This window comes from Maribacter sp. X9, from assembly GCF_048537565.1.
Classification (GTDB): Bacteria; Bacteroidota; Bacteroidia; order Flavobacteriales; family Flavobacteriaceae; genus Maribacter.
Map to the genome: position 1 here is coordinate 1806555 of NZ_CP183215.1, position 14264 is coordinate 1820818.

Sequence of the window (14264 nt, forward strand, 5' to 3'; positions counted from 1 at the left end):
TTAACGACTCATTTCCAGTTTATTGTCTACTTGATAAATTTGATTTGATCAACAAATTCTTAAAATTTATACGGTCAAATTTCTACTTTCTCAATAATTTACCTTAACTCTTTTTTTCTTGCCTTGGCAAATGAATTTTAGCTAATTTAAAGTAGAATATTAACTAAACGCTACTCAAACAATTATGCAACTAGAAGGAAAGAATGTGCTCATTACCGGTGGCACACGAGGTATAGGTAAATGTATGATACAAGAACTGGTGAAAGGGGGTGTAAGTAACATCGCCGTGATAGCCCGTGACAAAAAGAAATTAAAGGAGCTTTCTTTGGAATTTGAAGGAGTCAAGTTTTTAAGAATTGCTGGTGATGTGGCCGATATTGAAGTTTTACGAGAAGCTGCTGCACGCATAGAGGATAAATGGGGTCATCTTGATCTATTGATCAATAATGCTGGTATTGTTTCCGCTGGCCCCCTAGAAGATCTACAAGATGAAGATTTATATGATCAAGTAGCTGTAAACCTTACGGCTGTTTTATTACTGACCAAATACTGTATTCCGCTTTTAAAATCATCCGAAGAAGCAGGTATTTTAAATATATCTTCTGGTTTGGGCCTCTTAGGGATGCCATTTTATGCGGTCTATGGAAGTACAAAAGCAGCCGTACGACAATTTTCCGATTCTATGCGACGTGAACTTGCACCTTTCAATATTGCTGTTACCTGTTCATTTCCTACCGCTACAGATACCGATATGATGCAAAAATTCAAAGGAAGGGAAATGGATTCTCCTGAATATGTAGCTAAGCGCTCTCTTGAAGGGCTAATGAATAAAGAATTGCAGGTGATTTTTGGTGGTGAGGAACGTATCAAAGAAAATGTTATGAACTTTGAGTCGCCAGAGGAATTCGATAAGAAAGTTGCAGAGAATTATGAGGATCGAAAGCAATCGAGTATGAATCATAAGGCGATATAATTTACCTAAAGGATTTAAAGAGCCAATATTAAAAAAAAAGGGCTTTTCGAACTAAATCGGAAAGCCTTTTTAAATTTTATACTACTCAATAAACTATACCTTTGGTGCTTTGTGTTGAGAGGCAATGGCAGCGCCTATGATGCCAGCATGGTTTTGTAGTTCTGCAGGGATAACTTTGGTACCAATTTTTATTTGATCTTTGAACTCATCAAAATCTTTGGACGCTCCCCCGCCCAAAATAATTAAATCGGGTGAAACGATCAGCTCTACATACTGTAAGAACTTATTGAAACGCTTACCCCATTTCTTATAGGAAAGCCCTTCATTGTCTTTTGCCGATCCTGCTGCCCAAGATTCAATTTTGCTATACTTTTTATACGGAATTTGCCCCAGTTCGAAGTTAGGAATCAATTTTCCATCCAAAAAAGCCCCACTTCCCAATCCGGTTCCAATGGTAATCATAATGACCAATCCTTGTTCACCTCTGCCAATACCATAATTCATAGTAGCATAACCCGCCGCATCGGCATCATTGATAACTGTAAAATCAAGACCGGTTTTTTTCTCCAATAGTTCTTCGACATTAACTCCTAACCAAGTTGGGTCTAAATTTCCGGTGGCTTTGCATATTCCTTTTTTTATAATCGTTGGGAAACCACAACCAACTTTACCTTTGTAATCGAAATGAGCAACGACTTCTGCGATTACGTCGGTCATGGCTTCGGGTGTTCTGGGTATCGGGGTGGGGATCCGAAAACGTTCTGAAATCATTTCCCCCGTTTCTGAATCCACCAAAGCTCCTTTAATTCCTGAGCCACCAACATCAATACCAAGTAAAGTCATATTATTTTCTTAGGATGTACAAAGAAACGAAAAAGAATTGGCTCTTAGAAGTGTGAATTCAAGAGCTAATGTTTTCCGTTAGGTAGTACATGTGTTTAGAAAAAAGAATTGAGGGTTCTTTTTTGCTATTGTGGCATCAGAAGTCCTACAATTGTACTTACTTCGATTTCTTCTTCATTTTCATCCAATTCAGTATCTACGGTAAAGGTTATGATAAATTGTTTTCCAATATAATCTTGGCTGTTTAAATCGAACTGTTTCATGACCTCTTCAGTAACATGACTGAACTCTGATTTATAACCATCGCCGTCCATAAAAACATAGATGCCATCTTCGTGACCAACATATGTTCCGTTCGTTTTTTCGGTTTCTTGAACCAGTAGATTGCCTATCGCGGTAAGGGTGACAAAAAGCACTGTAAAGATTAATTTCATTTTTAAATGATTAAGTTATGTTATTGATTTTTCTTCTGTTTTCAAACCAAAGCGAGGCTTGAAATTTTATTACAAATGAAGTCTAAATAATGTAATAACGATTATTAGTGGCAATTTAGTATAGATTCTTTTCTGGCCTTTAAAAAGCTGTCATACAGGATGATAATTTCGATTTTTAGGTTTAAAATATTTTGTAATTCTATTCGATTATGGTAAGATTTGATGCTACCTTTGGTACTATTAAACAATATGAATCGATTGAAAGAACGAAAAGAAAACTTCCTATCCCACCTACTGCTGATTATATTTTTTATTATAGGAATTGATTCTGCCTATTCCCAAAATCAAGTATCTACGGGCGAGGTTGAAAGTTTGGTTCTCAAATATAAGAACGATATCCGCGGCCCTTATAGGGATATCCGCTGGTTCTGTACTGACGGTAGTCTACGGCAGCCCAAAGATCCATGTCCTGAAAATATTGGCCCTGGTTTTCAGCATGCCCGCTATAAAGAGGAGGTGGTAGCGCTAGGCAAGAGTAACAATATTTACTTAGGTCAAATTTTGGCTTATACGGATATCGATGAGTTTTGGGATGCTGCCAACAATCATTCCCGATTAAAACAATATCAATTGGACAAGTACTTGCGTTCGGTAGATAACGGTTGGATCAATCAAAAAGGACAATTCTATAGGGGTTCTGTACAGGTGGAGGATGAGGAGGCATGGGGTATCGCTTTCTACAAATGGCTTTTAGCCAAGGATGAGGTGCTTGAAGCTAATTATTTTTTAATCCGCCAGTCCTTGAAGGATATCCCCCATAATGGTGATGACAACGTTGCCCAATTGATGCGGAGCGAATCTAAGGTCATTTCCGATTTGTACCTTCCGTTTATGGACTTGCGAACCAAGATCCACAGTCAGCCAGAAAAATCGGATATTCAGAAAGTGGTCGATTTTAAGAATAAAAATCAAAAACAGCTAACCACGGATTTGACCAAAAAACTGGATGCCCTGGTCAAAACCATGCAGACTTTTTTTAAGCCGGTAGATGTTCAGGTATTGGTGAACAGATCCAAATTGATCCAAGGAACGGATTTGGGAGATAGATTACAGGCTTTTGGGACTGCCCAATCCGCTGGTCAAGAGCCCCAATGGTTGGTAAGCGAAACCAGCAATCTTCTTTTAGAGATACGAGAACATGTACTGGAAGAGAAAAGGCCCATGGCACGCTTGCAATTATTGGACATTTCTTTGAAATTGGAAGAACTGGTTTTTCAAAATGCACCCAATTGGGAGCCAAAAACGGTAGGGGAGCAGTTGGAGAAGATATGTGCCCTTACGACCGCATCAGTGGGTGCTGGTTATTTGGAAGAATGGGAGTGGGACCAGATTACAAGTACCCTGAGTAAATCACAAGAGCAGGAACTTAGTTTGGCCCAACTCACGCAAATTTTGGAAACGGCCCGATCTGCGGTAGAATGGAGCGCTGCCATGGTAAAGGCCAATTATCAGGAAGTCGTGAATACCTACACTACCTTTGAGCCTAAGGCTTATGGGTTTATCGATGATCGCATCCGGGGTTCCATTGCCCTGCACTTGGGTAAAAGTGTAGGTGAACTGGGAGATTTTATAGCGAAAGAATCCGCACTGACCAACAAAGTAATGGACCTTCCCAATCAAAGCGGATTTAGGGGTTTGAATCCCGGTTATGCTTTTGGGGAATTGGTTGTGGTCGATGGGTCATCCGAAGATATTGAAGTTTCGCCCGATAAAATATACATCTTTCAGCGCTCCCCATCCGATTTAAAACCGGTAGGGGGAATTGCCACGGTGGCCGAAGGAAACTTGGTCTCCCATGTGCAGCTCTTGGCCAGGAATCTAGGGATTCCCAATGCGGCCTTATCCGATGAAAACCTACAGCATTTGAAAAAGTTCGATGGTGAACGTGTTTTTTATGCCGTGTCGAATAAAGGCAACGTAATCCTTAAACCCGAAGCAGAGATGACGGAGCAGGAGCGTAGCCTATTCGTAAAAAAGGAACGAAATACCGATAAGATTGAAGTACCCATTGAAAAAATACAATTGGCCAATACGGAGGTGTTAAACATGCGAGATGTGGACGCAAGTGATTCCGGAGCCTTATGCGGACCCAAAGCTGCCAACCTGGGGCAATTGAAAAAGATGTTTCCGGAGCAGGTTGTGGAAGGTTTGGTCATTCCTTTCGGGATTTTTAGAGATCATATGGATCAAAAGATGCCTGGTCAAAATCAATCCTATTGGAGTTATTTAAATACCATGTTCGCCGAGGCTGAACGCATGCGGGGCGAAAATATTCCAGAACCCGAAGTGGAGCATTTCCAACTACTTCAATTACAGACCTTACGGGCCGCGATTAAGGAAATGGACCTGAAACCTGAGTTCTTGGATCAGCTGGAAACAAAATTCAAGGACGTTCTTGGGGAGTCTTTGGGAAGCATTCCCGTATTCCTAAGAAGTGACACCAATATGGAAGACCTAAAGGAATTTACCGGAGCGGGATTGAATTTGACCCTGTTCAACGTGTTGGACAAGGAAAAAATTCTAACCGGTATTAAAGATGTTTGGGCATCGCCGTATACCGAACGTAGTTTTAAGTGGAGACAGAAATATTTGCTGAATCCAGAGAACGTGTTCCCATCCATTCTCGTAATTCCAAGTGTAGATGTCGATTACTCTGGAGTTTTGATCACCAAAGGAATCAATTCCGGTAATGATGTGGATTTGACCATCGCTTTCAGCAGGGGCGCAGGGGGTGCCGTAGATGGCCAATCTGCCGAAACTTACACCTTGTATGACGGGGGAGGCTATCGTTTGTTGGCTCCGGCCCGTGAGCCCATGTACAACAGCTTACCGGCTACGGGAGGTACTGGCAAAAAAGCGACCACGTTTCAAGAACGGGTGGTCAACGATGGAAATATGGAAGAAATCAGGGGGTTGGCGAAAACCATACGGGAAACCTTGCCCAAAGCCACCAATTCTGATTACGAAGGAGCCTACGACGTGGAGCTTGGTTTTAAGGACAATAAACTTTGGCTATTCCAAATCAGGCCTTTTGTGGAAAATAAAAAAGCGGTAAGCTCGGATTATTTAGAGTCGATTACCCCAAAAATGAATACGGAAAAGCAAATTCCGTTAAGCACAGCATTATAATGAAGAAATTGATCCTTTTAGTAGTGGTAGTGGTGACGGCTTCGGCTTTTACCACCTATACCTATTATCCAATTGATGGTTACGAACATACCGGTATCAAACGCTTGAAGCGATTGGAACGGATTAAAAACGGGGAAATCAAGGATGCGGCGGCATTACCTCCCGGTGCTTTGAAATCCTACAGTGAAATCGAACTGAACCTAGTGTCCAGACAAGCGGATAGCGCTATGGCCTTGATGCAGGTAGACGAGGCCTTTCAAAAGGAAATCAATGCGCTGTTCCGCGGTTTGGATAAAAGCTATTCCTTAACGGTCTTAGATATCTCCGATCCTGAAAATGTACGTTATGCGGAACGAAATGAAACAGCGGGATATCAACCGGGCAGCGTGGGTAAATTGGCGGTGCTCACCGGATTGTTCACCCAGTTGGCTAGAATCTATCCGGATTCTTTTGAAAGACGCACGGAATTACTGCGCTCAAAATCCGTAAAAGCAGGCGTTTGGGGCTTGACCGATGAGCATACCATTCCTATTTACAATATTGAAAAGAACACCTTGGTCAAACGTCAGGTAGTTGCGAGCGATGTTTTTACGCTCTATGAATGGGCAGACCACATGTTATCCGTCAGTAATAACGGGGCGGCAAGTATCGTTTGGCGCGAGGTATTGTTAATGGCCGCGTTTGGGGAGAAATATCCGGAATTGACACAAGAGGAGGCGGATACTTATTTTAAGGAAACCCCAAAAAAGGAACTGACCGATTTAGGTAACGACGTGGTCAATTTACCCTTGCGTGATTTGGGAATTACTGCCGATGAATGGCGTTTGGGAAGTTTCTTTACCAGAGGGGCAAATACCTATGTGGGAGACAAAGGGGGTAGTATAGGATCCCCACAGGGTCTCATGAAGTTTTTGGTACAGTTGGAACAAGGAAACGTGGTGGATGAAGCCTCAAGTTTTGAAATGAAACGATTGATGTACATGACAGACCGTAGGATCCGGTACGCCCAATCTCCCGCCTTAAAAGAGGCTGCGGTATATTTCAAATCAGGTTCTTTATATAAATGTGACCGCTCCAAAGGAGAGGCCTGCGGAAAATACATGGGGAACGTGACCAATTTCATGAATTCCGTCATCATTGTGGAGCATCCAGACAATTGCCGCTACATGGTAGTGCTAATGACCAATGTCCTGCGTAAAAATTCGGCCAGTGACCATATGTATCTGGCGGGGAATATCGATAAGTTGATTCGAAAAGGTTAGGTTTAATTTTAAATAAGTATAATTCACGATAGGGAAATTTATATTGGACGAACAACCCCTCAAGGCTAAAAAAAGAATCGATTTGTTGGATGTATTTCGAGGATTCGCGGTTCTCGGAATTTTTGTGGTGAATATTGTAATCATGAATTCCACCTTTCTAAATCAAGATGCGTTCGCAAAACAGTGGACTTCTAATTTGGATCAAATTTCTGAGAGAATCTTACAACTCTTTTTTTATACCAAATTCTTTCCCATTTTCTCATTGATTTTCGGTTTAGGTATTGCCCTTCAAGCTTTAAGATTGCACGAAAAGGGTATTCTTTCATTTTCATTCTTTGTCCGGAGAATGCTCTTTCTTTTTATGTTCGGCCTTTTGCATATTGTTTTGCTCTGGTCTGGAGATGTGCTGAATCTCTACGCTGTACTGGGACTATTTACAACGTTAATGCTGAAGAGATCGAACAAATTGATCTTGATACTTTCGGTAATTTTTCTGTTTTTTCCCTTTTATGATCAAATTTTAGAATTTCTATTCCATCAAATTCATATTCAACCAGAGCTGTATTTAAGTCAGTATACTGGAAATATGGTGAATGAAATCATTAGGAACGGTAGTTATTTTGAAGGCATGAAATTAAGAGGGTTGGAGTATCTATCCAACATGCCTATGCTATTCGGTTTTTTAGCTCCTGTCGCCATTTCTATGTTCTTACTCGGGCTATATCTCGGGAAGAAAAAAGTATATGCTTCGTTGGAGGACTACCTTCAAAACATTAAAAAGCCAATGCTAATTGCAGCGATTATAACAAATGTGTACCGACTATTATTTTTATTCGTGTTTCCTGGTTTTGATTTCTATGCCGATGGAGTCTATCGCCCCATCTTGATAAAAGTAATGGTACTTTCCGATATTTTTATGGGATTGTTCTATTTGTGGGCTATTGGATGGCTTTGGTATGGGACCAAGTTCAAAGTCATATTGTCACCACTGAAATATGTGGGACGAATGGCCCTCACCAATTATATACTACAAAGCGTTATCGGGTTGATTCTGTTCAGTTCCATAGGCTTTAGACTTTATGAAACTTTAAGTCCATCTGAAACTTTACTTACTGCCATTCTGGTGTATATAGGTCAGGTGTTTGTAAGTAAGGTTTGGCTGACCTATTTTCAATTTGGACCACTGGAATGGATTTGGAGGTGCCTTACTTACAACGAACTTTTCCCGATAAAAAAATAGATTCGTACCCTAATCCTAAGGTTTTGAAACACGAAGGACCATAAAAAAAATGAAGGGTATTTAAAGCCTTATCGGTTTAAAATACCCTTTTTGAATTTCTTTAATTGATGATTTCCTAACTCAAAACTTCGGTCACTCCTGGTGTAGGTATGGGGTATAGACCATCCGGTCCCGGTAGGCTTGGGGGCGTCGAATCCCAAGTGAGCTCACTTGGCATTAACACCTTTTTCGAGGCTAAGGCATCTTCCCATGTAATCACTTTACCCGAATAGGTCGCCATACGTCCCATAATCGCGGTCATGGTACTTTTGGCCCCATTCTCGGCATCGCTAATGACTTCATTGTTCCGGATGGATGCGAATAACCGGTCATGCTCCACTTGGTAGGGGTTAGGGTCGTTACGGTTGCGGTAATCGAACATTTTTTCACCGTCCAATCCAACAATACTCGCGGCGCCAGCGTCGTTCATTTCAATACTTCCCTTGGTTCCCTGAAAATTCTCTCCCACCTTGGACCAGGTGCCCGGTTGGTGACGGCATTGACTTGCGATGACCGCCCCGCTTGGATATGTGAATTCCACGAAATGATGGTCGAAAATCTCCCCGTGGTCCTTTCCCGTACGGACCAATCTGCCACCCATTCCCTGGGCGGAAATCGGATATTCTCCAATGAACCAGTTGGCAATATCGATATTGTGGATATGCTGTTCCAAGATATGGTCTCCGCAAAGCCAATTAAAGTAATACCAATTGCGCATCTGGTACTCGAGCTCTGACTGACCTTCTTGACGAGGTCGTACCCAAACTCCGGCACTGTTCCAATACACTTGTCCGGATACTATTTTACCAACATCCCCTTGTTTTATTTTATCGGCTATCGCTAAATAGTTATTTTGATAATGACGTTGAAGGCCAACGACCACGTTCAATTTTTTTTCCTTGGCCACTTTCGCCATTTCCAATACTTTACGGATCCCTGGGGCATCGGTAGCTACTGGTTTTTCCATGAACACGTGCTTTCCTGCATTTATAGCATATTCAAAATGGTACGGTCTAAAACCAGGCGGTGTTGCCAGAATCACCACATCGGCCTGATCGATGGCCTTTTTAAAGGCATCCAATCCCACATATTTATGGGCATCCTTAACGTTCACTTTTTTAGTGCCCTCAAATTCCTTTTGTAAGTTAGCAAGGCTATTGTCTAATTGATCCCCAAAAGCATCGGCCATGGCAACTAACTCTATGTTTTCATCGGCTTTTAGGGCTTGGTTAGCAGCGCCGGTACCGCGGCCACCACAACCTACGACAGCCAATTTTAATTTCTTGTCATTAAAAACATTGGCCATGGCGCTCATCTCCAGTCCCGGCAGTAGCATTCCTGCACTGACAAGTGCTGTATTTCTACAAAATCCCCTCCTTGATGTACTGGGGTTGATACGGGTTTCCTTTTTAGAACTTTTCATGAGTGGTTGTTTTTATGTTATGGGCTATTCGCCCCAATAGTTATGTATTTCACTTTCTTTTGGCACATTGGGGTCCCTTACGATACGGAAACCCACGAAGGGGGCATCGGTATTCCACCATTTGCTTTTTGGAAATTGGGGATCACGCATTTTCCAATTTTCAGTTGACCCCAAACGGGCTGCACTTCTTAGAAATTCTGCGTCGTCATAATAAGAACCGCCCCGTACGGAACGTGGATACGTCTCAGTGGCCAGCTCCAACGGAGATTCAGTAATCCCTTTTCTTGTTTGATAGCGATCGGGAATATACTGGTCAAGAGTCCATTCCGCTACGTTACCGTACATATCATACAGTCCCCAAGGATTCGGTCGTTTTTGGCCAACTTCATGATAGGTATTGTTGCTATTTTCATACGACCAGGCATAGTCTTCTAGTTCTTTAGGATCATCACCAAAAGAATAAATAGTAGAAGTTCCTGCACGGGCACAATATTCCCATTCCGCCTCCGTGGGCAATCGATAAAAATGCCCGGTCTTGGCCGAAAGCCACTTGCAAAATTGAGACGCCGCGTACTGCGTGACATTCCCGACCGGCAATCCTGCACTGGTTCCCATGCCCAAGCTCATATCGACGTAGGGTATGGTTGCACCGGCTACGGCATCGACTTCAATGTTCAAGTCGGAATTGGACGAGCCAGTATCGATGGTGTCAATGGCTCGGTTCACGAAAAGGTTGTACAGTTCCCATGTAATCTCGTACTTTGAAATCCAGAAGGAATTAAGTTTTACGGTATGAACCGGACCTTCATCCTCATTTCTTTTTACTTCGGAAGCCGGGCTTCCCATGTTGAAACTACCAGAAGGTATGGCGACCATTTCTATGTTCAATTTTGAACCTCCAATGGTTTGCGTAAAGTCTTCAAGATTTTCTTCTTGTGAGAAAGATAGGTTGAGGAACAAAATCGAAATAAGAATGAAAAAAAGTTTTGGCTGTGCCATTAAAAATAAAAATTAGCTCTAAATATATGCAAAAAAACAAGATTTTTCAAGTGCTACTTTAACTCATTTTTTTACCATATCAAGTATGGCTAGGTACACTTTATTTTTCAAAATGGTATAGAGTATTCTTGAAAAATGGACATACAGCTATTGGTTGCGATAATGTTTTACAGATCAAACAAAATTGGTTACTTCCAAAATTTTAATAAGGATGTAAGATGCCAGTTTATCAGAAAAATGATGATTTTTTTTTAAGTTGATAATCTAAAGAATCTAATTATAGTAATTAAGTAATAGTGCTCATTTGAAAGCGACGTTTAGCTATCAATTGTTATAACATGTAGTATTTTTATGGGTAATCTGTTATGATAGCATAAATTGTTCGATTTTTATAGCTTTCGAATGTTGAATTCCAGAGCAAAATTCGGGTAACAATAATAGATATAATTTAGAAAGACTTTATGGTCCATAAGAATGCCGAGGAAGAACGCTTAGCCACCGAGGATAATTATAAGAATTGGAAAAGATGGGGGCCTTATTTAGCCGAGAGGCAATGGGGAACGGTTAGGGAAGATTATAGTCCTGAGGGTCATGCTTGGGATTTTGTCAATCATGAAAAAGCCCGAAGTAACGCATATAGATGGGGGGAAGAAGGTATAGGTGGTTTTTGTGATTCAAGAGAGATCCTTTGTCTGGCACCCGCTTTTTGGAACGGAAAGGATCCCATTTTAAAGGAACGTTTGTTCGGTTTGACCAATAATGAGGGTAACCATGGTGAAGATGTGAAGGAACTTTATTTTCATCAAGTTTCTACACCTACCCATTCTTATGCAAAATATTTATATAAATATCCGCAGAAAAAATTTCCCTATTTAGAATTGACTAAGAAGAACCGGGAAAGGGGAAGGGATGCTTCTGAATTTGAGATACTGGATACTAAGGCGTTTTCCAAGAATTCGTATTTTGACTGTTTTATAGAATATGCCAAGGCGGATGTAGGAGATATTCTTATGAAAGTGACCGTGGTGAATCGTGGTTCGAGGGTTGCGGACATCCATGTGTTGCCGCACCTATGGTTTCGTAATTTCTGGAAACACAATAAGCGTTTTGAACGTCCGCAGATGAAATCCATATCAAATACGGCCGTACAATCCAGAAGCACACGAAACGGAAGGTATTATTTTTATCATGAAGATGGGGAGCAGCTGTTCTGTGAAAACGAAACCAATAATCAACGTATCTACAATGTACCTAACGAAGTAGAGTATGTAAAGGATGGAATTAATGACCATGTAGTAGATGGACTTGATACTATAAACCCAAAAAAGACGGGTTCTAAATTTGCGGTATGGCATAAACTACGTGTTAAAGCGGGCGAAGAAAAAACGATAAAGGTTCGTTTGAGTAAAGGAAAACTATCTGAACCATGGGTTAACTTCGATTCTATTTTCGAAAAAAGAATAATGGAGTGTGAGGAGTTTTATGGAGATATCCTTAAAAAAGAATTACCTCAAGCCCAGCGCGATATTGCTAGAAAAGCATTTTCTGGGTTGTTATGGACCAAGCAATTTTACTATTACGACGTTTTTAAATGGTTATTTGGAGGGCCAGGGGAATCTAAGCCCTACCGTACCGATACCCGTAATTTTAATTGGCAACATCTCACCAACCGTCACATCATTTCCATGCCCGATAAGTGGGAATATCCATGGTATGCGGCATGGGACCTTGCTTTTCATATGGCCTCCTTTGTTGAAATCGACCCTTATTTTGCAAAAGAGCAATTGTTGTTGGTATTACGTGAAAGCTATATGCACCCTAACGGACAAATACCCGCTTATGAGTGGAACTTTAGTGATGTTAATCCACCCGTACATTCATGGGCTGTTTGGAACGTGTATGAAAAGGATAAGACCCGTAGTGGTAAAGGGGATACTAAATTTTTGGAGAAGGCTTTTCAAAAGTTATTGATCAATTTTACCTGGTGGGTGAACCAAAAGGATAAAAGTGGAACCAATCTTTTTGAAGGGGGCTTTTTAGGGTTGGACAATATCGGAGTTTTTGACCGGAACCACATGCCACCCGGCATTACCCGAATGCAACAAGCCGATGCAACGAGTTGGATGGCCATGTTCACCTTGAACATGTTGCGCATGTCCTTAGAACTGGCAAAAGTGAACGATATCTACGAAGAGAGCGTAGCTAAATTTTTCAGGCATTTCTTGAACATTGCATGGGCCATGCACCATATTGGGCAAAAGGATATTTCTCTGTGGGATGACGAGGATAATTTTTACTATGATGTTGTTGAAATGTCAAATGGCACTACCGACCGCTTGAAAGTACGGTCTCTTGTGGGGATCATTCCTATGTTCGCTGTTGAAATCATTCATAAAGATCTTTTTGAGGAGCTTTGGCATTTCAAGGTACGAGCTGCGGACATTGTTAGAACCCGTCCCGATTTAGCTTCCTTGATTTCAAATATTGAGGAGTTCAATGAAGAGGGCAATTATTTGTTCTCCATTATGCGTGGTTTTAGATTGGAAAAATTACTGAAGCGTTTACTGGATGAAGATGAATTCCTTTCTGCTTATGGTATCAGATCACTTTCCAAGTACCATGAAAAACATCCTTTTGTATTTCAACACCATGGGCACCATCAAATTCAATATGAATCTGGGGAAAGCCAATCGAACATGTTCGGGGGCAATTCCAACTGGCGCGGACCTATTTGGATGCCGTTGAATTATATGATCATTCAATCCCTCCGAAAGTATTATTCGTTTTATGGAAACCAATATACCTATGAGTTCCCTACGGGGTCTGGCAAGAAATTAAATCTGAACGAAATTGCCAATGAAATTTCAAAACGATTGATTAAACTGTTCGAGCCGAATGCGAAAGGGAAGTATCAATATCACGCTGAAGATGCCGAAAAAGTATTTACGAAGAATGAACACTTTAAGGATCAACACTTCTTTTATGAATTCTTTGATGGTGATACAGGAAAGGGTCTAGGGGCATCTCACCAAACGGGATGGACAGCCTTGATTGCCAACTTGATCATGGAACTGGATGAAAACTCGTGATCGGTTTCACGAGGCTGTTCCAATTATAAGCGTTGACTGAATAATTTTTTGAGGTTTATGCGTCAGCATGGGTTTCAGCTTCAAATCCATCTACATATTTCAAATTTTTGAACCAATAAAGTGAAGAGGCAACCGTAGCCAACATTTCACCAGCATCATTTCTCTGTATGTTCAATTGCCACAGAATATCCTTTGCTTCGGGAAAAGCATCTCCTTCGATTTTATTATCAAAAAGTCTATGGATTACGTTATTGTCGGGCAGGCCACCTACCAATAAACGTACCAATGGAGCTTCTGGCTCCGTACTAAAAATCGATAGGCCATTCTTAGCGGTTTCCTGTATGCGCACTTGAAAAGACACTGCTTCGGGGTGTGGAAAAGTACCTTCAAATGCATCATATAACAATTGGTGGACCGCAAAAAATTCCTCGTGTTTGGAGAGGTCCGCATATTCTTCCCATAATTTTTCCTTCAGTATCTCATTGGAAAGGTTATCGATCTGTCCTTTGTTGAAGGAAGACCCAAAAACATACGTGAGTACGATTTTTGCGGCATCTTCGGGTTCATTATCAGTAAGTGACATCAAGCACATATCCTTAATTTCAGATGGATCTAAAGTCTTTGCATTCTCATAATCCATAAGCTCAAGTAAGTCAAGGTATTTAGCTTCTGTCCAAAAATTGGGCAATGCCGATATGGTTTTAAAATTGATACGGTTAACTATAAATTTTTTGTTCATTAGCGTATTCGTTTAGGAAATTAGAACGAGTTTC

10 protein-coding genes are annotated in these 14264 nt (G+C 41.1%); 5 read left to right on the plus strand and 5 right to left on the minus strand.

The window, feature by feature from the left end:
- Positions 1–184 precede the first annotated feature (184 nt).
- Positions 185–973, plus strand: coding sequence for an SDR family NAD(P)-dependent oxidoreductase (locus tag ACNR9Q_RS07600; protein ID WP_419214007.1), 789 nt, complete (start codon positions 185–187; stop codon positions 971–973).
- 93 nt (positions 974–1066) lie between these two features.
- On the opposite strand, the gene ppgK is transcribed toward ACNR9Q_RS07600, so the two are convergent.
- A complete protein-coding gene (gene ppgK, locus ACNR9Q_RS07605) occupies positions 1067–1816 on the minus strand; it encodes a polyphosphate--glucose phosphotransferase (protein ID WP_419214008.1) in 750 nt (249 codons plus the stop codon).
- 125 nt (positions 1817–1941) lie between these two features.
- The gene (locus ACNR9Q_RS07610; protein ID WP_419214009.1) at positions 1942–2250 is read right to left on the minus strand and encodes a hypothetical protein; all 309 of its coding nucleotides are present in this window, start codon (positions 2248–2250) and stop codon (positions 1942–1944) included.
- A gap of 249 nt (positions 2251–2499) precedes the next feature.
- On the opposite strand from ACNR9Q_RS07610, the gene ACNR9Q_RS07615 reads away from it, so the two are divergent.
- The 3 genes from ACNR9Q_RS07615 (at position 2500) to ACNR9Q_RS07625 (ending at position 7941) form a co-directional block, all read left to right on the plus strand.
- Positions 2500–5439, plus strand: a complete 2940-nt coding sequence (locus tag ACNR9Q_RS07615; protein WP_419214010.1) for a PEP/pyruvate-binding domain-containing protein — start codon at positions 2500–2502, stop codon at positions 5437–5439.
- The gene (locus ACNR9Q_RS07620) at positions 5439–6701 is read left to right on the plus strand and encodes a serine hydrolase (RefSeq protein WP_419214011.1); all 1263 of its coding nucleotides are present in this window, start codon (positions 5439–5441) and stop codon (positions 6699–6701) included. The genes ACNR9Q_RS07615 and ACNR9Q_RS07620 overlap by 1 nt, the downstream gene beginning before the upstream one ends.
- Positions 6702–6786: 85 nt before the next feature.
- Positions 6787–7941 carry a DUF418 domain-containing protein gene (locus ACNR9Q_RS07625; protein ID WP_419214012.1) on the plus strand — a complete coding sequence of 385 codons (1155 nt, stop codon included), beginning with the start codon at positions 6787–6789 and terminating at the stop codon, positions 7939–7941.
- Positions 7942–8056: 115 nt separating this feature from the next.
- On the opposite strand, the gene ACNR9Q_RS07630 is transcribed toward ACNR9Q_RS07625, so the two are convergent.
- Both ACNR9Q_RS07630 and ACNR9Q_RS07635 read right to left on the minus strand, forming a co-directional pair.
- Positions 8057–9403, minus strand: coding sequence for a Gfo/Idh/MocA family protein (locus ACNR9Q_RS07630; RefSeq protein ID WP_419214013.1), 1347 nt, complete (start codon positions 9401–9403; stop codon positions 8057–8059).
- Between the two features lie 24 nt (positions 9404–9427).
- Complete coding sequence (locus ACNR9Q_RS07635; RefSeq protein ID WP_419214014.1) at positions 9428–10402, minus strand: formylglycine-generating enzyme family protein; 975 nt, start codon at positions 10400–10402, stop codon at positions 9428–9430.
- A gap of 461 nt (positions 10403–10863) precedes the next feature.
- Here ACNR9Q_RS07635 and ACNR9Q_RS07640 point away from each other — a divergent pair, with 461 nt between their 5' ends.
- Entirely contained in the window at positions 10864–13491 is a 2628-nt protein-coding gene (locus ACNR9Q_RS07640) for an MGH1-like glycoside hydrolase domain-containing protein (RefSeq protein WP_419214015.1), read from the plus strand.
- A 55-nt stretch (positions 13492–13546) separates the two neighbouring features.
- On the opposite strand, the gene ACNR9Q_RS07645 is transcribed toward ACNR9Q_RS07640, so the two are convergent.
- Positions 13547–14230 (minus strand): hypothetical protein, encoded by a 684-nt coding sequence (locus ACNR9Q_RS07645; protein WP_419214016.1) that lies wholly within the window; start codon positions 14228–14230, stop codon positions 13547–13549.
- Positions 14231–14264 lie beyond the last annotated feature (34 nt).